We start from the raw sequence: 19,497 nt of genomic DNA, 5'->3' as shown, positions 1-19,497 counted from the left end.
GCACGAAATCTGGCTTACCAGCTCAGGTAGAACATGCCCTTGGCCAGCAGCACGATGCCGACCATGTGGCTGAAGACGCTCAGGTGGATTCGGCGGAAATACGTCGAATTCATGCGCCCGCTGTGGAGCAGGAACATGGCGCTGAAGAAGTGCCCGAGCACGCTCAGGGCGAGCAGGATCTTCAGGCTCAGCAAGGTGCCGAAGGACGATGCCAGCGGGTCCGCCAGCAGCGGCAGGTAGCGCGTCCAGACCATGCCCAGGCCGGCGCCGAACAGCACCAGCAGCACCCAGGGCATCAGCCGCCGCGCACGCTTGCCGATGCCCTGCTCCACCTGGCGCATCACCGCGGCCGGTACGTGCTTGCGCACGCTTTCGAGGATCAGCACCTCGAAGAACACCGTGCCGACGAACATCAGCGCGGCGAACAGGTGCAGGGTCAGCAGGATGGGATAGATCATGGCGCGGGTGCCTCCAGGGCCAGCAGGGTCTGATGCAGCACCGTCGCCGCCTGGTCGGCGGCGTATCCGGTGAGGTCGAAGGGCTGCAACGCGCCGTCGTTGACCAGCACGAAGCGCTCCACCAGGCCGATCAGCTCGGCCGGATGGTGGCTGACGCAGAGCAGCGCCGCGCCCGAGCTGGCGAGCCAGTCGCGGCAGAGGTCGAGCAGGGATTCGCGCAGGGCCGGGTCCAGCGCGCTGAATGGCTCGTCGAGCAGCAGCAGGTCCGGCTCGATCGAGAACGCCCGCGCCAGGGCAACGCGCTGGGCCATGCCGCCGGACAGTTGATGCGGCCAGGCGCGCTCGTGCCCGGCGAGGCCGACGCGTTCCAGCCAGTGGCTGGCCATCCGCCGCGCAGCCGCACGCTCGAGGCCGCTCGCCCGCAGGGGGATTTCCAGGTTCTCCGCGACCCGGCACCAAGGCAGCAGGCGCGGCTCCTGGAAGGCCAGCACGGGATGGCGGAATCCATTCTCCAGCCGCCCCCGGCGAGGCCTCAGAAGGCCTGCAGCTAGGCGCAGCAGGCTGCTCTTGCCGGCGCCGCTGGGCCCGAGAATGCCGACCCGCTCGCCGGGCAGCAGGCGCAGGGAGACGTCGGCAAACACCCGACGCTCGCCCAGCACCAGATCGACGCCGTGCCACTCAAGCATGGGCGGCCTCCTGCCAACGGCCCATGCGCCGCTGCAGCGGCTGCAGCGGCTGCAGCAGAAGAAACTCCAGCGCGGCGACCAGCAACAGGATCAGCAGCGTCCAGGCATACAGCCCGGCGCTATCGAAGGTGCTGCGCGCATTGGCCAGCGCGAAACCGGCGCCACTTTCCGCGCCGAGCACTTCGGCCATCACCACCAGGCGCACGCCGCCGCAGGTGGCGATCAACAGCGCCGCGCCCAGCGGCGCGGTGAGTGACGGGATATAGAGCCGCCGCAACTTCTGCCAGGGGCTGAAACGGTAGACCCGCGCCATCTCCAGCAGGCCGCGATCGACCATCTGCATGCCCTTGACGGTGTTCACGTACATGCCCGGCGCCAGCATCAGCACACTGATCAGCACCACCATGGCCGAACCGAGACCGACCCAGAGCATCGCCAGCACCACGACCACCACCGGCGGCACCGACATCAGCAGCCAGCGCAGCGGCTCCAGCAGACCGCGCACACGGGCGTCGAGCCCGGCCAGCAGCCCCAGGCAGAAGCCCAGCAGGCAGCCCAGGCCGACGCCCAGGACGATACGCAGCAGACTGGCGCCGGCGTTGAGGCGGAAGTCGGCCTCGAAAGGCAGGCGGACCATGGCTTGCAGCGTCTGCCATGGCGTCGCCATGAGCAGCGGGCCCAGGCGCAGCGCCAGCAACTGCCAGCCCACCAGCAGAAGCGCGCCGCCCAGCAAGGCCCAGCGTCGGGAAGTCATGGGTCTCATCTCAGGGCCCATAGAAGCTGGCGGGCGGCAGGGCGCCCCCGATTGCCTGTGGATGGCGCTTGGCGATCAGCCCGAACAGCGCCTCCAGCGGCCCACGCGCCGCGCTGGCGGAAACACTCTCCAGGCGCGTGACGCGGATGGACTCTTCCAGCGCCTCCACCGGCAGGTGCGGCAGGTGCCGATGGACCAGCTCCGCGCAGGCCCGCGGGTGCGCGCTGCACCAACGGGCGGACTCGGCGTAGGCGGCATCCACCGCCCGCGCCAGTTCGCCGTCCTCGGCGCGCTGCGGGCTGCTCATCAGCCCTGCCTGAGGCAGTTCGGCCTGCTGCGGAAAGGCCTGCCGCCAGGAGCTCTCCAGGCTTTGCACGCGGTACAGCGGCGCCCCGCCCTGGCTGCGGTTGCGCCAAAGCAGCAGGGACACCGCCGGCTCCACCAGCAGGGCATGATCGGCGCGACCTGCCAGCAGCAGCGCCTGGGCGTCCTGGCCATCGCGGACTGGGCGCAGCGTCAGGTCCCTGCCCGGCCTCAGGCCGTGGCTGAGCAGCAGTTCATCGACCAGGATCGCCGGCAGGTCGCGCTGGAACGGCAGCACCACCTCCTTGCCGGCCAGGTCGGCGAAACCCTTCACCTGGGGGTCGCGGCTCACCAGCCAGATGATTCCCCACACCGAGACGTTGAGCAGCCGCACGGGCTGCCCGCGCCCGGCCATCAGCGCCGGCAGGTTCACCGGGGCGGCGCTGTAGTCGAGTTCGTTCTTGGCCAGCAGCACGCGCAACTGATCGGGGTTCTGCCAGAGGCGGAATTCAACGCGCTCGGCGTACTGCTGCAGAGCGCCGCTCTCCACCATGTGCAGCAACGGGAAGCTCACCACCGCGCCGGGGCCGCCCAGCCGCAGCACCGCTTCCCTGGCCGTACCGGCTGGCGCCTGCAGACACGCGCCAGCCGCCAGAACGAAAGAAAAGAGCAGGCGGAGGAGCCTTCGATTGATTGACTTGCGAATAAGACTTATCTTCATTCGCAGATCATTGCAGCCCGCACGCCCGCCACGAATGACAAATGTTAAGTTCGCGCCAGATCGCGGCGAATGCCTGCGATTGCTGGGCGCCATCCCCCTCTTCGCCGACCTGCCGCAGGACCTCATGGCCAGCCTGTGCAACTCGGCCAGCCCGCTGCGCGCCGAGGGCGGCAAACTGCTGTTCCGCGAAGGCGACCCGGCCGAGCACTTCCTGCTGGTGCGGCGTGGCTGTGTGGAAATGCTGCGCTTCACCTGCGACGGCGAAGAGCATGTCTTCCAACTGTTCCGCGAAGGTCAGCTGATCGCCGAGGCGGCCATGTTCATGCCCCACGGCCGCTACCCGATGAACGCCCGCTGCCAGGGTAGCGGCGAATTCTTCCGACTGAGCCGCAACGCACTGCACAAGGCCTGCGAGGGCCATCCGCCATTGGCCATGCGCATGCTGGAAAGCCTCAGCCTGCGTCTCTATCGCCAGGTCAACGAGGTCGACTGGCTGACCGCCAGCTCCGCCTCCCAGCGCCTGGCCGCCTACCTGCTGGGCCTGCACCGTCGCCAGGGCGAAAGCCTGATGCTGCCGATCAGCCAGCGCCAACTCGCCACCCACCTGGGCATTCGCCCGGAATCCCTCAGCCGCCTGCTCTCCGACTGGCAACAGGCAGGGCGCATCCAGGGCCGCCTCCGGCAATGGCGGCTGTGCGACCTCACCTACCTGCAGGAACTGGCCAGCCCGGCGGTACGCTCTTTCTGAGGGGGGCGGCTTGTGCTCGCCTGCACCTGATCATCGCCATGTCGCTAGTCGAGCGAGCCGTGCCGACACGGAAACTGGGTGAAAGATCGTGCTTGGCTGAGCGCTTTTCACCTGCACGGCCAGGAGGTTCCAGGGAGGTGCAAAGCCGTTCAGTGGGGCTCGCCCACACCGGAGCCGGACTACGCCTGATGAATTCGAAATCGGTTCAAGGGGGTTGATTGTCCAGGCTGACGCTGGGGGACCTTCAGCCAGTGGTGGCTATCGGTCGAGGCTGTGTAAAAACGCTCGACCAATTTTGAGGTTCACGTTGCTACGTGAAATCTGAAGAAATTTTCCCAGTTGGCTCGCCCAAAATTCGCAAGCGAACGTGAAATTTGCTCATTTTCTGAGCAGCTATCGTTTTCGAAAACGTTTTTACACAGCCTGGGCTAGAAGCAGACCTCCGAAAGGAGCTCAATGCACAGGTTCAAACGTCCGCTTGTAAGGTGGATCAGTAGGCGGGAAGCAGTCTTTGAACTCGGCGTAAATGTCAGCCATTTTCCCGGCCTCCGGTGGGACGCCAGCAAGGATCAGCAGTAAGTCCCCCGCTATTCCTTGTCCTTTACTTGGCCGACGCACTGCTCAGCGGGCCTCCGGCGAACCTGCTGAGCTGCGACTTGTAACACTCGAAGATCCATATTGACTTTGACGTTTAGCCCAACCACATTGTCGGGCGGGAATTAGCTGGTGATTTCCGACCTGTATAGATATTTGTTACTTGGAACGTACTCTTTCCTTTGCATCAGGTTGATGATTTTGACGTTCTCGCTGTGCTTCAAATACTTGTAGGTGAAGTACCTGGCTACTTTGTCCTCATGCGTGGACAGGATGATCTGCTTCTCGCTGAAGTCGTTGCGCAGCAACTCGACCAGAGAGGCCATGTTGATGTCGTCCATGGTCTGGACCGGGTCGTCGATGAGGATGCTAGAGAACTTGGTGGAGTAGACCCGATGCAGCGCCAGGGTCAGAGCGATGACAACGGCAGATATCTGTCCGGAGCTCATGGTGTTGAGAATATCGTGGTCGCTTTCCCAGTTGGAAACCAGGCGTACATTCTTCAGCTCATCCTCACCCGTTGGGTCTTTGATGAAGATGCCATGGCCAAGCCCAGCCTGGTGGGTCTGGAGAATCTTGCCGGAGTAGATGTAGAAGGGGATCTCGATGTCGGTGATCAGTTTTTTCCGGTACTGCCGGATCTGAGTCCGAACTATTGTGATGAGTTCACCTACGTCAGCCGCAGCACGCTCTAAATTTTGAGACTGCTTCGTCAGCTTGGCGAGCTCTTCGGAGATCTCCTTCAGCGAGCTGAAATAGAGGCTCTTGATGTAGCTCTCTTTCTTGTCTAGCAGAGCGATGCTCACCAGAGCCAGCTTGTCCTGTTCGCCATTGAAGTAATCCCTATAAATTCTTTCAAATACGTTGCCACCGTTGGCTTCGTAATAGCCCTCTGGTGCTGCACCGATTGCCGAGCGTATCCGCTCACATAGGTTTTCTGTCGCCTCGGCAATGTAGTTATCTCCGCCTTGCACCGGGAACGTCGTTGCGAGCAAGTCATTGTACTCAATGCGTTCCGACAGTAGCCATTTGCTGAGCTTCTCAAAGCGCTCTTTTGCAGCTGACGCTTTAGATAGTGAGAGTAAATCCTCCTGGGTGGAAGCCGCCGTCTGCTCGAGATAAGCGGCGCAGGCCTGGAGCAAGGGAGAGAGATAAGTCGAGTTGAACGCATCCCTGGCCGCCACCAACTGCCGATCCTGCCCCGAGAGTTGTGATCGAATTAGATGACCATGCTGAGCAATGGCGTGAGCTAACGCATCATGGGTCTTATAGTCGTGCCCGCAAAGCAAGCAGGCAGCCTCGTTTGGCACCTTCTGAAGCCCAGCAGACATGGCATCGTGGTGTTTGAGGAGTTCGGAGTAAATGGAACTCAAACCACTCGCTTTGTTCTCCTCTTCGATGAGTGCTTGAAGGGCAGCTTCAAATGCGGCGCTGCTTCCGAGGGCCAAGGCTTGGAAGATGGCCTCAAAGTTCGTGATAGTGCGAATTAGCTTCAGATCGCCACTTTTAAGCGTCGTATGGGATTGCCGGATTAATTGATACGTGCCGCTCCTTGTGACATGCAGATCATGATCATTTATCGAATTGTAGTAGCCAACATAGAGCTCAAGCACCTCTCTCTGGAGAGCGGCATTCTCAAATCGGCGGCTTCTAACGAAAAAGTGCTGATGCGCAAGAAGATTTTTGACGTTGTTGATCTCTACCAAGGAGCTGTTGAGTTTCTCCTGATTCAACTCCGCGATCGTAATTACGTCCCAGAATGGGCTCTTATTGGTCTCGGCCAGCCATGGAAAAGCGTAAGCGTGTGGCTCGATGGCTCCGGTTGTGATGCTGGTATTGTCATCGATTTTGTACAGGTGTTTGATGCCCTCGATCCGCGACGTAACGCTTCTTTTGGAAGCTACTACCTTGCGCGAAATGTCTGTCAGCTTACTAAGCCTCTCATCAGCTTCCCGTGTATTGCCAAATAGTTGTGCGAGCTCTTCAGCCCGCTGCGTTTCGTTGTTCGTCTTCAGGAACCTAGAGGTTTCTTCTTGCTGCACGTAATGAAATAGCAGGAAGTCCCGTGAAAAGTCCTGGCTATCAAAGTATTGCTCCAGCGCATTCTGACGCGCGGGGACGGACCTTCCATCTATAATTTCATTGAGTTCCCAAAGCTCTGTGAATCTAGATATCCTCTTGGATATGTTAGGAACTTGATCCTTTAGTTTTCGTTGAAATACCTTAAGTTTTGAGTCTTTGCCTTTGAATTCCAGAATGATCTCAACGCTTTCTGCGCCTTTATGTGCAACAACTATGTCTGCTGGGTTTTGACGGTTCTCTAGAGAGATAAGGCGAGTAATATTTCCTGTCAGGCCTAATTCAATAGCATCGAAGACGGATGTCTTTCCATATCCATTTGGCCCGTCAAGCAGAACGAGATTGTTGTCCTCGAAACTGATGGTGTATGGCTCGCCACCAAATATCTTGAAGTTCCTGAGGGTGATTTTGTTGAGGTTGATCATACCAAGTCCCCCCAGATTTTCGCGACTTGCTGATGGATATTGTCATCAGTCCATTCTGTCTCGGACTCTATCAATTGACTGTAGATCGAAGATTGATATGGGTCGAGAGAGTTTTTGATCTCGTCATTCAAATTGGTGAGTTGCTGTTCCTGCGGGCTGTAGGTAATGAATGGTAGTTTGAGTGCGGCCTTTAGTGCGAGTGAATAGTAGCCTTTGCTGTTCGCATGGTCGTCCTTGAAGGTAAGAAAGTTTCTTCCGCCTTCTGAGTTAATTATCTCATTTATGACGTTATTGGTTATTTTCTCTATCCCGCTCTCGGAGAGGTGGGCTTTTAGATTTGCGAGTTCACGTGGAGTATAGGTGATAACATTCTTCTTGAAGTTGTACTGGTCTTCTTCAAGGGCAAGTATTGTTTGCCTGCTAATTCTTTCCTCTTCGTGGCAGATGAGCATGGTGCAGTTTTTTCGAAGGGGCGGTCTACTTCCCCCGAGTTGCTGATTGCCTCGAATAGCTCCTGCGCTTTTTCTTCTAGTAACGCCTGTGCCGCTGCGTCGGATTGCGTTTGGAGTTGTATAGTGACGAAGTACTCTTCCCGCTTGCTTTCCTCGGGCAGGCAGAAAAGATAGAAAGCTTGATTATTGAAGGGGGTCTCTATTTCGACCTGCTTATAACCACTGCTGGAGAGGATGTTGTTGATGATATTTATCATTATGCTAATGCATCCTTCGCAGTCGCTATAGGGACGAGGGTTATAAGCCTCAAGACTTCGTCTCTTTTAGAGCGGGGGTCTGCATTTTCTGCTTTTGGAGCCTCTGTATGCACCATCGACGTGGGCGAAAATGGGTGAGGCTCTAAGCCGTCATATATGAGATTTTCAACTTCGAATAGTATCTCGCTCATGCTCGGATTGGCTGTGATTTTCCTTTCGATCTGGCTAATTCGTGCGGTATTTGTAATGGTGGTTGGCAGGTAATGCTGATGCGGCAGCGTCGTTGTGCGATAGGTGAACTTATACTTGGTTGCGTTGTGCGAGGCGCGCTCAAAGTTAATTGTGTGTAGGATTTTTATAAGTACATGGCGAATGCCTTCTAAGTTTGTGGAAAAGGCATTTTCCGTATTGTTGGTATGCTGGAGATAAATTTGAGGAGAGAAGCTACGATAGTGCCCCCAGAGATCCGTGGCGCTCAAGCCTAGTAGAAGTTTTCTTGCTTCTTTCAGGTTGCAGTATTCACCCTGACCTAAATCTGTGTAATCGTCTTGGTCACCCATGTATTCATCTATCAAATGGGCAAATTTTTCTTTAAATTTACAGGCTAGGTATTCTTCACCAATATCTTCATGGTCAATCTCAAGGGCTCGAACTATCTCCTCGAAGGTTATAGGGGTTTTCGTGCCTTGTTGTTTGGTCTTGTGCCTGTGGATGATGTATCGGTCTATCATCCCTAGAAAGCAGTGAAAGGTTTTTTCCAGATGCTCAGGTGTGACAATGGCCGCTCTGTCAGTCAGCGCGTTAGAGATTTCCGACTTTATCTTGGTGTTGATGTCGTCTAGGCTGCAGAACCTGTTGCCATCGTCATATTGATAAGAGTCAAGTCTGGCGAGAGCGTCATTTTGGCCATTTAGGATAGAGTCTAAAAGAGCGTATAACTGATCTGCGGTCTTACCCTTGAAGGCGGCCCTTAGTATTGCTGCTGGCTTAGGAATATTTTTCTCATCGGATACGGCCTTTTCGAGCACCGTACTCCCATCCTTAGGGTTTTTATTTTGATACTGAGTGAGAATGGTGCTCAGGTCATCTCGTATCGATGTTGTCAGGTCCTGAAAATCGGGCTTGGAGTGTATTAACTTCCAAGTGTGGATTCGCCCGGTAACGCCTGGCTGCTTGTATAGCTCCAGGGTAATCCCGAACAGGGCATCGGAGTAGTCACTGTAAGTGCTAGAGTTATATGCCTTTACTTGATGGAACGAGACGGGATCTCCGTCGCGCCGGATCTCGAAGTCCTCAGTGGACTCTAGCATCAAGCTGTAACTCGACAGATCTGCGTCTACAGGCTCTGCGTTTATCAGCCTTAGGGCGTAGTAGAGAGCGACCTTGCCTTGGTAATTGAAGCCGCTCCAAGAAGGAGACGCATCGAAAGCCATTAGAAAACTCCAGCACTGCATCTACGACGAAATGCGCGCACGGAAAGGACGACAGCGAGGCTTCGGCGTCTCCTTACGCACGTGCCGATATTAGGCGAAATTTCATAGCAGAGTGCCACTTTTCTGTAGGGATTGTTTCGCTCGTTAGGTGCGTGAAGGTGCTTACCGGGTTCCAGTGGACGTTCGGGGCTGCGCAAATCCAGGCCTTCCAACAGGTCGTTGCGGTCGTTTAGATGGCCAGCAATCAGGTGCCTCCGCCCGGACTAGTCTCCATGCTTGCCCTTCACCTGTAGCAGCTTCGAACTCATCAGCGATGGCGTGTACTGTTCGGCCGGGGCGCTGATGTTCTGGGGTAATTCCGGCGAGAGTTGCCCCTGCTTCTAAACCCTTGATGACGGTTTCGGATCAGGAGCAGCTGGCTATAGGCGAGCGGCCGCTCCTGGCCGGTTGCAGCCAATGGCGAACGGCTGATAGCCACTAACCCATGTTCCCCCCCACATCTTGGACCCTGTCGATGGACGGGTCAGCGCGCAAGCCGGCCGGAAAGCTTGCCAACTCCAGAACCAGCACCTCGCTCAGCAAGGCCAGGTGATGTCAGACGAAGCCCTCACCCAGGCCCAAAAACATCCCTCCCCTTCCCTCACCACCTCTTTTTACATATAAGATATGATTTCACATTAATTTGACATCACCGCAAGCGGCGAGGAGTGGCGAGGCATGTGGTTCGCAAAGGGGGCGAGGGAACTGGCGGGTGAGGTGGGTGAGCTGTGCCGGCAGTGGCTGGCGGGGAATTGGCGTAGCCCGGCCGAGTATGCCGCGCTGAGCCGGCACCGCGAGCTTGCGCTGGCCCTGCAGGACGTCCAGAACCACTGGCAGGACAACATCGCCACCCTGGAGCGCCAGGTGGAACACCACGCCTTCGTCGATGAAACCCAACTGCAGGAACTGCAGGCCTCGCTCAGCTTGCGCGAGCAACAGCAAGCCGAAGCCGAGCAGGCGCTGAAGCGTGCCGAGGAGTGGGCCGCTGCGGTCGAAGCCGAGCGGGCTCGGTTGCTGGAGGAGCAGCAGGTGTGGGAGTTGACCAAGCAGACGCTGACCGAGGGTTGCTGGGACCTCTGCGTGGTCGATGGCAACCCCGACCATCCGGCCAACGTGATTCGCTGGTCGGATCAGTTCCGTTCGTTGATCGGCTACAACCGCCAGGAGTTTCCCGATGGCTGGGACAGCTATTTCGCCATCACCCAACCCGAGGACCAGCAGCGCGTCATGCGCGCCTTCGGCGAGATGATGGCCGACCCCACCGGGCAACGCGTCTATGTCGTCGAGTACCGCATGCGCCACAAGACCCGCGGCGACCTGTGGTTCCGCGAGCGCGGGCGTTGCCTGCGCGATGCCAATGGCGTGCTGTTGCGGGTGACCGGCGCGACCCGGGAAATCACCGATGAGAAGGCTGCGGAGGCGCTGCGCGAGCGGGAGCAGGTGAGCATCCAGAACACCTACGCCGAGATTTCGCAGATGGCGGGCGTGATCAAGGGCATTGCCGAGCAGACCAACCTGTTGGCCCTGAACGCGGCCATCGAGGCGGCGCGGGCGGGTGAGCAGGGGCGCGGCTTCGCCGTGGTGGCCGACGAGGTGCGCAACCTGGCCAAGCGCACCCAGGACTCGGTGCTGCACATCCAGTCGATGCTCAACAAGCAGCAGGGCCAGGGCTGAGCGAGGTCGTGCGACCTCGCTCGCTTCGCCTCGAAAAGGCGTATAGCTGCTATGGCGCGTTGGGCCGTCACGTCTAAGAGGTTGTAACTATGCCGGGCAATGAGACCGGATTTATTTTTCTCCCGAAGCCGGTCAATCGTTCCAGCTACATTATTAAAATGGTGTAAGGCTTAGAAGATACTTTTTGATAAACAATACCGTTCTAAGTCTTGAATCCAGGCAGGCCATTGGCCTCACGCCATGTTTTTACAGCGAGAGCGATACCAGCAGACGAATTATCCGCGCCCTCTTCTGGGTAGTAGATAAGGTCTGTACCATCCGGATGCTCAGTAATTTCACAAAAGTTCTCTAAAAGCTCTCCTAGCACACCATCTGAAGCCGACTTATTCGCCGCACGTATCTCGTCAACGAGCCGAATAAACTCATCTTCCGTGTAGTCAGTAATTCTCTTCATGACTCACCTATGAATATCAATATGATTTTTTGGCGTAACGACGCGGAGATTATCTATCCCATACAGCTCACCGCCTTCGGACACCAACTCTACATGGTGCAACTCAAAAGACTTGCGTTTCCCCATCGCATCCCTGTTCCGTGCAATTGGAGCATTGCCGCCTAGCATCCGTTCAAGGTTATCATGCCCGAACTGGCTTGCCAGCTCAGCATCACTTGCTACAGACTTCCAGAACATTTCTCTGAAACTATCAAAGCTGTTGAAACTCATCCCTCGTAGCGTATCAGCAATTTGCGTAGGAATAGGACTCCCACTTCCCTCTCCTGCTCCAGCCAACCAGATGCCCTGCACATCCTCGCCCGTTCCTGTAACAACTCCCGGTTCGCGCCGGACATTCAGAACTATATATAACGGCTCAACTCCGGAATCCGCCGGAAAAACAAGAACAAAGTCCTTGTATTCAGGAGGATAGATGGGATTGACGATTATCTGTTCCGCCTTTTCGGTAGGCGGGAATATCCAGATAAGCGGCGCTCGTGGAGGAGCTTCTAATGCAGGAATTCTGCTGGAAGAATCAACAGCGGGAGTCCAGAGCAGCGTAATTCCGTCGCCCAAATCAGCAACCCTTCGCTCGTTGAACTGGACAACATCCAGCATTTCCCAATCGCGATTCTTCTGTGTATTGAAGCCATATCCCTTCAGGCTTCCATCTGGCTGTTCTTCAATACGTAACCTGACCCTTGATCTGGCCTTGCCGAGCGACCTCAATTGTTCCTCACTGTAAAGGGCGCTATCTCCCAGGCTAGAAGGCCACAGCAATGCAACAAGCCCTACGAATGTGCCCGCTGCTACGCCAGTGGTGACAACAGGCCCACTGAGCGGTGTGCAACGACCTGCGCAAGATGCTCCTCTTACCGAAAGCCCTTGCAACACCAGCCGACCGAAGGTTGAGGGTACATCCCCGCTGATTTTCTTTAGAAGGAGACTTCCCTCACCGTCGACTTCGCGCCCTCCCAGCAACGCAAAGCTACCGTAATCCTCTAAGTTTCCTACAGGAATCGGATTGGCATGATCGATTACAGCGTCAGGTAGCTTGCAGGATTTCGCAAACACAAACCCAGGTATCGTAGGACGGGTTTCTACAGGTACAGGAATTTTCCTGGGGTATGACGACTCACGTGGCCAATCTGGCTCCTGTTCCTTGTACTTCATTTTCTTGAGCGGTGGATTGGGCATCGCAGGTTTGCATACCTGCGGCATTGGCCCTGGCCCTGAACTTCGGTTACCCATGGTATTTCCTTGATTACTGCCATGAACAAAGAAATACGATTAGCGGCGCTGCATGCTTGTGCAAGTAGCAAGCCTGAAGGAAGCTTCCTTTTTCCCTCTGAGACACATCCCATAAACAAGAAAGCCTATTGAAACGGCCTTTCTTTTAGCTCCAGAGGAAATTGATAGAGACCTATTCTCTCAGCCCCACCCCAGTACCCCAAGAGAATCCAGGGAAAGTTGGAGAAGAACTCCACTACGCACATCCATCTCAAGATTCAGAAAATTTTGAATAGGCTTTTAGTTACTCCAATCACATACGCCCCTTCGTAACACCTCGTTGAATATGGACGGCGGCCTTCCAAACCACCCGAAATTTCCCACCCACATTCGCCCTTGTGAGCCTACAAACCCCATCGATAGATTCCGTTCCTGCCACGGTCAATCCCGTGGCCCGGATCGCAGTCCGGAATTGTCCAGTGAGCTGAAAAGCGCCAGCGCTCCCAGCGAAGGCGCTTTTTATCGCCTGCTGCTTGGCGCAGCTATGGCGAACCGTGCGGGGCAGGCTTCTGCCTGGCCGGGTTATTGCTCACACCGACAACCGGTACTGCGACCCCGCACGGTCCGCCGCCCTTTCCGGGCGGGCGGCTCCTTCCTCCGAAACAGGAGCAACGGAAATGCCTAAACACCCACTGTTCGTTGTACGTGCCTTGCTGTCCTCCCTCCTCTTCGCCTCCATCCCGGAGGTGCGTCATGCCTGATCGCAAGCTGGTAGCGCTGCAATCCCAGGCCTTCGATGGCGTGCTGTATGTCGACCTTTCCGCCCCTGCGGAGCATCTCTACGACGTGGCCGAGCGCCGGATGAACGCGCTGGAGGACCTGCTGCGGGTGCTGGAGGTGCACGAAGGCCATGATGTGCTGGTGCATGAAACGGCGCGGGTCGCCTCCGCCCTGGTGCCGCTGGTGGGCGAAGCGCGGCAGTTGTACGAGCTGGCGCGCAAGCGCGCACAAGCTCCCGCCAACGCGTAACCCCGTTCCACTGCCTGACCAGGCCGGCGCCCGTGCCAACGGGGCCGGCCTTTTTCGTGCGGGTTCAGTCGCGGTCGGGCGCGCCCAGCGGGAACAGCGGGCGGTAGGGCCGGGCCTCGTCCACCGCCCTGGCGAACGAGGGGCGCGCCAGCAGGCGGGCGCGGTAGGCGCGCAGGGTCGGGTAGGCTTCGCCGATGGGGTGCGTCCAGTCGGCGTAGAACAGCGAGGGCGCGGCCGCGCAGTCGGCCAGGGTGAAGGCTTCGCCCGCGGCCCAGGTGCGGCCCGGCAGTTGGCCTTCCAGCCAGGCGTAGGCGCGTTCGAGCTTTTCCACCGCGTCGGCCAGGGCTTCCTGGCGCTTGGTCGCGTCGCCCGTCAGCGCGCCGCCCACGGCGTGTTGCACCGGCGTCATCACGTGCAGGTCGAAGAAGCGGTCGAGAAAGCGCACGTCCAGCGCTGCCAGCGGGTCGTCCGGCAGCCAGCGCACGGGGCCGCCGTGGGTGAGCTGCAGGTATTCGATGATGATGCTGCTCTCGGCGAGGCTGCGCTCGCCGTCCAGCAATAGCGGGAACTTGCCCAGCGGCCATAGCCGCAACCACTGCGCCGCGTGCTGCGGCGTGTCGGGGCCGATGCAGCGGAATTCGAAGGGCGTCTGGTTCTCGTACAGCGCCATCAGCACCTTCTGGGTGTACGAGGAAAACGGGTGACCGTAGAGCACGAGCGCCATGGCGGACCGCCTGTTTGCCGAGGGGACAGAGGGCAAGTGGTAGCACAGCCCCGCGGCCCGCGCCGCGAATCCGACGGCCGACCTCATCGCCGCCCGGCGGGTGGGTCCTTGCAAGTTTCCGCCCAGCGTATATACGAAACGGTATGGCCCGGCTGCCCCTGGCATGCATCGCCCTGTCGCTGCCGATGATCAGGCGTCATGGATCATCCCCCTTGCTGTCCCGAACGGAGAAGGCGCTTCGCCGCAGACGGTGGAATCCGCCTGAGCCATCGCCCGCCCCGCTACGGCCCGACAAGGAGATCGACCATGGAACAGCAACCGATGAAGGCACCCTTCTACCCGATCATCTACGTGCGCGGCTACGCCATGAGCCGCGGCGAAATCGACGAGACCACCGCCGACCCCTTCTGCGGCTTCAACCTGGGTTCCACGGTGATGCGCGCGGTGGCCACCGCGGGCGCGCCGCCGCGCAAGTTCGTGTTCGAATCGCCGGTGATCCGCCTGGCCAGCCAGTTCGGCTACGGCGACGTGTACGAGGACGGCTACGACGTCCTCGACCCCAACTGGCTGACGCAGAACAACAATAAGCTGGCCGCCCGCTCCATCGTCATCTACCGCTACTACGACCCGGCCTCCACGCTGCTGGGCGTCGGCAAGACGCCGAGCATGGAGCAGTTCGCCCAGGGCCTGAACGACCTGATCCTGCACCTGCGCGACCTGGCCTTCGCCAACCCGGCCAACGAGCTGGCGAAGAAGGAAGACTTCCGCTGCCACCTGGTGGCGCACTCCATGGGCGGCCTGGTCTGCCGCACCTTCCTGCAGAACCCGGCCTGCGGCTCGCCGGAGGCACGCGCGGCGGTGGACAAGTTCTTCACCTACGCCACGCCGCACAACGGCATCGACGTCGCAGGCCTCAATGTCCCGGCCTTTTCGCTGCCGTTCGACATCGAGAACTTCAACCGCGACAAGCGCATGCGCGAATACCTGCGCCTGCCCAAGCTGCCGAAGGGCTACGACAAGGTCGACCTGCTGCCCGAAAGCGCCCTGCCCTCCAGCCGCGTGTTCTGCATGGTGGGCACCAACCGCAGCGACTACGAGGTAGCCGCGGGCCTGTCGCGCACCTTCGTCGGCCACGGCAGCGACGGCCTGGTGCGCATCGAGAACGCCACCCTGCACGGCCTGAACGCCGACGGCACGCTCGGCGAGGAATGCGCCAAGGCGTTCGCCTACCGCGCGCATTCGGGCTTCTTCGGGATCGTCAACAGCGAGGAGAGTTTCCAGAACCTGGTGCGCTTCCTGTTCGGCAACGTGCGCGTCGACATCTGGCTGGACATCGACGAGCTGCGCCTGCCCAAGGAGGTGCTCGATGCCGCCGACGGTGCGACGGTCAACGCGCTCTACCAGATCGAGCTGCTGGCCTCGCCGCGCAGCAAGCCCTGGTACCTGTCGCGGCGCACGGCGGAGGAGGACTCCGCGGCCTGCCTCACCCAGGCGGACTGGAAGCCGGGCACGCAGCTGTACCTGTCCAGCGTGTTCCTCGCCGAGTTCGGCAAGGTCGACCCCGAACTGCCCGGCCTGGCCTACAGCCTCACCCTCGGCGTGCGGGTGCCGGACTACGAGATCGACACGCGCTTCTGGCCCAACAGCCATTACGAAGGCAGCTACCTGTACCGCGACACCGTGATCATCCAGCTGGAGCGCCCCACCGACAGCAGCGACCAGTGGACCATCCGCTACGCCTGGCAGAACACCGGGATGAACACCGCGACCATCCCGCTGCAGGCCAAGGAGCTGGACGGCAGCGGCATCCAGGTGCTGCTGCCGATCGACAGCGACGTCCAGGGCAACCCCGCCGCCGCCGCCATCAAAGGGCAGGTGCGGTTGATGGTTTCGACCTGGAATCCGGAGGGCAGTTGGCCCTGACTCACCTCCGGGCATACGGCATCTGGAAAGAGATTTCAGGCGGCCGCACAGGGCCGCGCCAGCGGTGGTGCGAAACGGCTGGCCAGCGCCAGCAGTACCAGGCAGACCATGGCCATGCCTAGCCAGGCCGGCGTCAGGCTGGACATGGACTGCCGCGCCAGCCCCGCCAGCAGTGGGAACAGCGCGGCGATCAGGTAGCCCACGCCCTGCACGAAGCCCACCAGAGCACCGGCCTCGGCCGGGCTGGCGGCACGGTCCATGGTCACGATCAGCGACAGCGGGAACAGCGCGCCTATGCCCAACCCCAGGCACAGTGCGGCCAGCAGGGCCAACTGCTGCGGTGCGCCCACCAGCATCAGCAGGCCGAGCAGCAAGGTGGCAATGGCCAGGTACAGCGCCGGGCGACGGTCCGGCAGGCGCTCGATGAAGGCCGAGACCAGCAGGCCGGCGATCACTTGAGTGAGGGTCAGCCCACCCAGCAGCGCCCCGGCCGCCGCCGGTGACCAGCCCAGTGCCGTGTAGTACGGCGGCAACCAGGCAAGCACCAAGACGTAGGCACCGGTGCCCAGGCCGAAGAACAGCGCCAGCCAGGCGCCGCGCCGAGCGATGCCGGTGAAGACCGGGGCGCTGCTGGCCGGCGCGGTGTGTCCGGTAACACGGGCCCATAGCGGCAGCGCCAGCAACGCCGGCAACGCCCAGAAGGCCAACGCCGGCAATGCGCCCCAGGCTTTCGCCAGCCAGGGCGAGCCGACACTGGCCAGTACCGCGCCCCCCATGATCGCCGTGGAATAGGCCCCCATGGCGCTCCCGCTGCGAGCGCCGAAGCACTGCCGCACGAAGACCGGCAGCAGTGCCTGGCAGACGGCGATGCCAAGCCCGGCCAACAGCGCCCCGCCGAGCAGCCCCGACGCCCCCGGATACAAGCGCAAGGCACAGGCCAGGGCCACCAGCAGCAGGCCCAGTGCGACACCCAGGCGCACGCCGAACAAGCGCAGCAACTGCCCAGCGAACAGGGCGCCCAGGCCCATCAGCAGCACCGGCAGACTGGTCAGCAGGCTGGCCAGACCGTCCCCCAGGCCGGCACCGGTTTGCAAGGCATCGAGCAATGGGCCGATGGAGGCCAGCGCCGGGCGCAGGTTGAGGCCCACCAGCACGATGGCCGACAGGTACCAGAGGGAAACGAGTGAACGCGACATGGGGAGAATCCTCCTGTGGGGCGCCTTTCCCCTTGCGTCGGGAAGCGGCACGGGCAAATATCTCTACATCAAGACATATTCAATCTATCTCTACATCAAGATAAAAAGGAACCCCCCATGGACAGAGCCACCTTCGCCGCCGAACAATGGCGCCAGCAGTTGCCCGGGCTCGACACTGCCGGCATGGTGGTTCTCGGCCGCCTGGCCGAAGCCGCGCAGCTGATCGCCCGCGACCACCTCAACCCGTTGTTCGCCCGTTTCGGCCTGCAGCCCGGCGAATTCGACGTGCTCGCCACCCTGCGCCGCAGCGGCCCACCCTACCGCCTAACACCCACCACCCTGTACGAGGCGGCGATGATCTCCTCCGGCAGCATGACCAACCGCCTGGACCGCCTGGAGAAGGCCGGCCTGGTGCAGCGCCTGCCCAACCCCGAGGACGGCCGCGGCACCCTGGTGGGCCTGAGCGAGGCGGGTTTGACGCTGATCGACGGGGCCGTGAACGCCCACGTGGCCAACCAGCGCCGCGTGCTGGCTGGGCTCGATGCGGCCGAGCAGGTGCAACTCGCCGGACTGCTGGAGAAACTGCTGGCCACGCTGCCGGACGACGACCACTGAGCTGGCCGGCTGCACAAATCTTCCAGACGCCGCCCACCCGCGCGGTATGCTGAACGACTCGCGGGCGCGGCGGAGGCGCGGCATGCACAGCGACAACTGGATCGACCTGGCGCAGGATGCCGACACCGGCATCGAGACGCTGCGCGCCCATTTCAAGGGCCACGCCTACGATCCGCACTGGCACGACGCCTACCTGATCGGCTTCACCGAAACCGGCGTGCAGCAGTTCCGCTGCCGCCAGGCGCGCAACGTCAGCACGCCGGGCAAGGTGTTTTTCCTCGAACCCGGGGAGATCCACGACGGCGACGCGCCCACCGCCGGCGGTTTCACCTACCGCATGCTCTACCTCGACCCGCAGTGGCTGGAGCGCGAGGTGGGCGCGCTGTTCGAGGAGGCCCCGGCCGATTGCCAGCTGAGCGTGCCCCAGGTGCTGTTCGACGACGCGCGCATGGCCGCCGCCATCGACGCCGCCTTCCAGGCCGTGCATGGCCAGGACCTGCGCATCGTGCGCCAGGCGGCCCTCGACGAATTGCTCGGCGGCCTCACCCAGCGCCTGCACTGGCGCAAGCGCATCGACGACCACCCGCGCCTGCCGCTGGTGGCCCTGCGCGCCCGGGACTACCTGCACGCCAACCTGATGCAGGACATCGACCTCGACGACCTGGCCCGCGCCGCCGGCTGCGACCGCTTCCGCCTCAGCCGCGCGTTCAAGGAGGCCTTCGGCCTGCCGCCGCACGCGTACCTGATCCAACTACGCCTGGCCCGCGCACGCCAGTTGCTGGGCCGCGGCCTGGCTCCGGCGCAGGTCGCCGCCGACCTCGGTTTCGCCGACCAGAGCCATCTGGGGCGCTGGTTCCGCCGCGCCTATGGCGTTACCCCGGCGTACTACCGGCAGCGCTGCTCAAAGCTTCCAGACTGACGCCCGGGTCGCAGCGAGGATAGCGGCTCCACGTCCCACGGAGCCCCCGCCATGATCCAGGCCCTGCAGCAATGGCTGCCCTTCCTGCTGTTCGCTTTCGTCGCCGCCATTACCCCGGGGCCGACCAACCTGCTGATCTTCAGCAACAGCGCCCGCCACGGCTGGAGCGCGGCGCTACCCATCGTCTTCGGCGGCTGCGGCGGCGCGGCGCTGGTGGTGCTGGCGGTGGGCAGCGGCCTGGGCGAGCTGCTCGCCGGGCGGCCGCAGGTGCAGGGCATCATGGCCGCCGCCGGGGTGCTGTGGCTGACCTGGCTGGCCTGGCAGATCTGGAGCAGCCCGCCGCCCGGGCTGGAAGATGCCGCTCCGGCACGGCGCGTTGGCCTGTTGGATGCGGCGCTGTTGCAGTTGGTGAACCCGAAGAACTGGACGGTGGCCCTGGCGGTGATCGGCGTCTATGCGGGGCAAGGCGATGACCGGCTGTTGCGCATCCAACTGATGTCGCTGTTGTTCTTCATGGTTGGCGTGCCTTGCCTGAGCGCCTGGGCGGGGCTCGGCGCCGGCAGTGCGCGGTTGTTGCGCTCGCCGCGGGCGCTGCAGCGGTTGAATCGGGGGCTGGCGGTGCTTTTGGTGCTGTCGGCGTGGGCTGGGGTTTTGTAGGAGGGGTGGAGCGTTCTATCCATCCCGGAAAGATGCCGCCCCTGAACAGACAGGCTTCGAGACGAGTGGTTTTATAAAAATAAAACTC

At 60.8% G+C, this 19,497-nt stretch carries 17 protein-coding genes and 1 pseudogene; 7 read left to right on the top strand and 11 right to left on the bottom strand.

The window, feature by feature from the left end; translation table 11 throughout:
- Window positions 1–14: 14 nt before the first annotated feature.
- The 4 genes from IG194_RS24845 to IG194_RS24830 are packed head-to-tail and all read right to left on the bottom strand — an operon-like array spanning window position 15 to window position 2,805.
- The gene (locus tag IG194_RS24845) at window positions 15–458 is read right to left on the bottom strand and encodes a CopD family copper resistance protein (RefSeq protein ID WP_009619009.1); all 444 of its coding nucleotides are present in this window, start codon (window positions 456–458) and stop codon (window positions 15–17) included.
- Complete coding sequence (locus IG194_RS24840) at window positions 455–1,144, bottom strand: ATP-binding cassette domain-containing protein (RefSeq protein ID WP_058489036.1); 690 nt, start codon at window positions 1,142–1,144, stop codon at window positions 455–457. The genes IG194_RS24845 and IG194_RS24840 overlap by 4 nt, the downstream gene beginning before the upstream one ends.
- Window positions 1,137–1,898: an ABC transporter permease gene (locus IG194_RS24835; protein WP_058489035.1), complete on the bottom strand. Its 762-nt coding sequence runs from the start codon at window positions 1,896–1,898 to the stop codon at window positions 1,137–1,139. Before IG194_RS24835 ends, IG194_RS24840 begins: the two co-directional genes overlap by 8 nt.
- A gap of 10 nt (window positions 1,899–1,908) precedes the next feature.
- Window positions 1,909–2,805, bottom strand: a complete 897-nt coding sequence (locus tag IG194_RS24830) for an ABC transporter substrate-binding protein (RefSeq protein ID WP_082996323.1) — start codon at window positions 2,803–2,805, stop codon at window positions 1,909–1,911.
- Between the two features lie 151 nt (window positions 2,806–2,956).
- Here IG194_RS24830 and IG194_RS24825 point away from each other — a divergent pair, with 151 nt between their 5' ends.
- Window positions 2,957–3,670, top strand: coding sequence for a Crp/Fnr family transcriptional regulator (locus IG194_RS24825; RefSeq protein ID WP_058489034.1), 714 nt, complete (start codon window positions 2,957–2,959; stop codon window positions 3,668–3,670).
- A 719-nt stretch (window positions 3,671–4,389) separates the two neighbouring features.
- Here the strand turns inward: IG194_RS24825 and IG194_RS24820 are convergent.
- The 3 genes from IG194_RS24820 to IG194_RS24810 form a co-directional block, all read right to left on the bottom strand.
- Window positions 4,390–6,768, bottom strand: coding sequence for an AAA family ATPase (locus tag IG194_RS24820; protein WP_058489033.1), 2,379 nt, complete (start codon window positions 6,766–6,768; stop codon window positions 4,390–4,392).
- On the bottom strand, window positions 6,765–7,277 hold the full coding sequence (locus IG194_RS32870; protein ID WP_318652541.1) for an ABC-three component system middle component 1: 513 nt from the start codon (window positions 7,275–7,277) through the stop codon (window positions 6,765–6,767). The genes IG194_RS24820 and IG194_RS32870 overlap by 4 nt, the downstream gene beginning before the upstream one ends.
- Before the next feature lie 199 nt (window positions 7,278–7,476).
- Window positions 7,477–8,910 carry an ABC-three component system protein gene (locus IG194_RS24810; protein WP_058489032.1) on the bottom strand — a complete coding sequence of 478 codons (1,434 nt, stop codon included), beginning with the start codon at window positions 8,908–8,910 and terminating at the stop codon, window positions 7,477–7,479.
- A 717-nt stretch (window positions 8,911–9,627) separates the two neighbouring features.
- On the opposite strand from IG194_RS24810, the pseudogene IG194_RS24805 reads away from it, so the two are divergent.
- Window positions 9,628–10,611 (top strand): annotated as a pseudogene (locus tag IG194_RS24805) (methyl-accepting chemotaxis protein); the annotation flags it as partial.
- A 214-nt stretch (window positions 10,612–10,825) separates the two neighbouring features.
- Here IG194_RS24805 and IG194_RS24800 read toward each other — a convergent pair.
- Window positions 10,826–11,077, bottom strand: coding sequence for a bacteriocin immunity protein (locus IG194_RS24800; RefSeq protein ID WP_082996321.1), 252 nt, complete (start codon window positions 11,075–11,077; stop codon window positions 10,826–10,828).
- Window positions 11,078–11,080: 3 nt separating this feature from the next.
- Entirely contained in the window at window positions 11,081–12,313 is a 1,233-nt protein-coding gene (locus IG194_RS24795) for an S-type pyocin domain-containing protein (protein WP_225617131.1), read from the bottom strand.
- A 786-nt stretch (window positions 12,314–13,099) separates the two neighbouring features.
- Here IG194_RS24795 and IG194_RS24790 point away from each other — a divergent pair.
- Window positions 13,100–13,375 (top strand): hypothetical protein, encoded by a 276-nt coding sequence (locus IG194_RS24790; protein ID WP_009618996.1) that lies wholly within the window; start codon window positions 13,100–13,102, stop codon window positions 13,373–13,375.
- 64 nt (window positions 13,376–13,439) lie between these two features.
- Here IG194_RS24790 and IG194_RS24785 read toward each other — a convergent pair whose 3' ends face one another.
- The gene (locus tag IG194_RS24785; RefSeq protein ID WP_043267061.1) at window positions 13,440–14,099 is read right to left on the bottom strand and encodes a glutathione S-transferase family protein; all 660 of its coding nucleotides are present in this window, start codon (window positions 14,097–14,099) and stop codon (window positions 13,440–13,442) included.
- Window positions 14,100–14,405: 306 nt separating this feature from the next.
- On the opposite strand from IG194_RS24785, the gene IG194_RS24780 reads away from it, so the two are divergent.
- A complete protein-coding gene (locus tag IG194_RS24780; RefSeq protein ID WP_176707173.1) occupies window positions 14,406–16,022 on the top strand; it encodes a hypothetical protein in 1,617 nt (538 codons plus the stop codon).
- A gap of 35 nt (window positions 16,023–16,057) precedes the next feature.
- Here the strand turns inward: IG194_RS24780 and IG194_RS24775 are convergent, their stop codons facing one another.
- The gene (locus tag IG194_RS24775) at window positions 16,058–17,218 is read right to left on the bottom strand and encodes an MFS transporter (RefSeq protein WP_058489030.1); all 1,161 of its coding nucleotides are present in this window, start codon (window positions 17,216–17,218) and stop codon (window positions 16,058–16,060) included.
- A 117-nt stretch (window positions 17,219–17,335) separates the two neighbouring features.
- Between IG194_RS24775 and IG194_RS24770 the strand changes: the two genes are divergently transcribed.
- The 3 genes from IG194_RS24770 (at window position 17,336) to IG194_RS24760 (ending at window position 19,409) form a co-directional block, all read left to right on the top strand.
- Window positions 17,336–17,833 carry a MarR family winged helix-turn-helix transcriptional regulator gene (locus IG194_RS24770; RefSeq protein ID WP_058489029.1) on the top strand — a complete coding sequence of 166 codons (498 nt, stop codon included), beginning with the start codon at window positions 17,336–17,338 and terminating at the stop codon, window positions 17,831–17,833.
- A gap of 82 nt (window positions 17,834–17,915) precedes the next feature.
- Entirely contained in the window at window positions 17,916–18,752 is an 837-nt protein-coding gene (locus IG194_RS24765) for an AraC family transcriptional regulator (RefSeq protein ID WP_058489028.1), read from the top strand.
- A 51-nt stretch (window positions 18,753–18,803) separates the two neighbouring features.
- A complete protein-coding gene (locus tag IG194_RS24760) occupies window positions 18,804–19,409 on the top strand; it encodes a LysE family translocator (protein ID WP_043315086.1) in 606 nt (201 codons plus the stop codon).
- Window positions 19,410–19,497 lie beyond the last annotated feature (88 nt).

The organism is Pseudomonas sp. ADPe (assembly GCF_014843515.1).
In the GTDB taxonomy this organism is placed as follows: Bacteria; Pseudomonadota; Gammaproteobacteria; order Pseudomonadales; family Pseudomonadaceae; genus Pseudomonas; species Pseudomonas citronellolis.
The sequence above is the reverse complement of the archived record's forward strand: the minus strand, read 5'-3'. Positions and strand labels throughout refer to the sequence as shown.

What these genes read in the sequence shown, in the direction of transcription:
- IG194_RS24785 (WP_043267061.1), bottom strand. Translation starts at nt 14,099, where the DNA reads ATGGCGCTCGTGCTCTACGGTCACCCGTTTTCCTCGTACACCCAGAAG.
- IG194_RS24770 (WP_058489029.1), top strand. Translation starts at nt 17,336, where the DNA reads ATGGACAGAGCCACCTTCGCCGCCGAACAATGGCGCCAGCAGTTGCCC.
- IG194_RS24800 (WP_082996321.1), bottom strand. Translation starts at nt 11,077, where the DNA reads ATGAAGAGAATTACTGACTACACGGAAGATGAGTTTATTCGGCTCGTT.
- IG194_RS24765 (WP_058489028.1), top strand. Translation starts at nt 17,916, where the DNA reads ATGCACAGCGACAACTGGATCGACCTGGCGCAGGATGCCGACACCGGC.
- IG194_RS24820 (WP_058489033.1), bottom strand. Translation starts at nt 6,768, where the DNA reads ATGATCAACCTCAACAAAATCACCCTCAGGAACTTCAAGATATTTGGT.
- IG194_RS24835 (WP_058489035.1), bottom strand. Translation starts at nt 1,898, where the DNA reads ATGACTTCCCGACGCTGGGCCTTGCTGGGCGGCGCGCTTCTGCTGGTG.
- IG194_RS24790 (WP_009618996.1), top strand. Translation starts at nt 13,100, where the DNA reads ATGCCTGATCGCAAGCTGGTAGCGCTGCAATCCCAGGCCTTCGATGGC.
- IG194_RS24845 (WP_009619009.1), bottom strand. Translation starts at nt 458, where the DNA reads ATGATCTATCCCATCCTGCTGACCCTGCACCTGTTCGCCGCGCTGATG.
- IG194_RS24780 (WP_176707173.1), top strand. Translation starts at nt 14,406, where the DNA reads ATGGAACAGCAACCGATGAAGGCACCCTTCTACCCGATCATCTACGTG.
- IG194_RS24760 (WP_043315086.1), top strand. Translation starts at nt 18,804, where the DNA reads ATGATCCAGGCCCTGCAGCAATGGCTGCCCTTCCTGCTGTTCGCTTTC.
- IG194_RS24775 (WP_058489030.1), bottom strand. Translation starts at nt 17,218, where the DNA reads ATGTCGCGTTCACTCGTTTCCCTCTGGTACCTGTCGGCCATCGTGCTG.
- IG194_RS24840 (WP_058489036.1), bottom strand. Translation starts at nt 1,144, where the DNA reads ATGCTTGAGTGGCACGGCGTCGATCTGGTGCTGGGCGAGCGTCGGGTG.
- IG194_RS24810 (WP_058489032.1), bottom strand. Translation starts at nt 8,910, where the DNA reads ATGGCTTTCGATGCGTCTCCTTCTTGGAGCGGCTTCAATTACCAAGGC.
- IG194_RS24795 (WP_225617131.1), bottom strand. Translation starts at nt 12,313, where the DNA reads ATGCCCAATCCACCGCTCAAGAAAATGAAGTACAAGGAACAGGAGCCA.
- IG194_RS24825 (WP_058489034.1), top strand. Translation starts at nt 2,957, where the DNA reads ATGACAAATGTTAAGTTCGCGCCAGATCGCGGCGAATGCCTGCGATTG.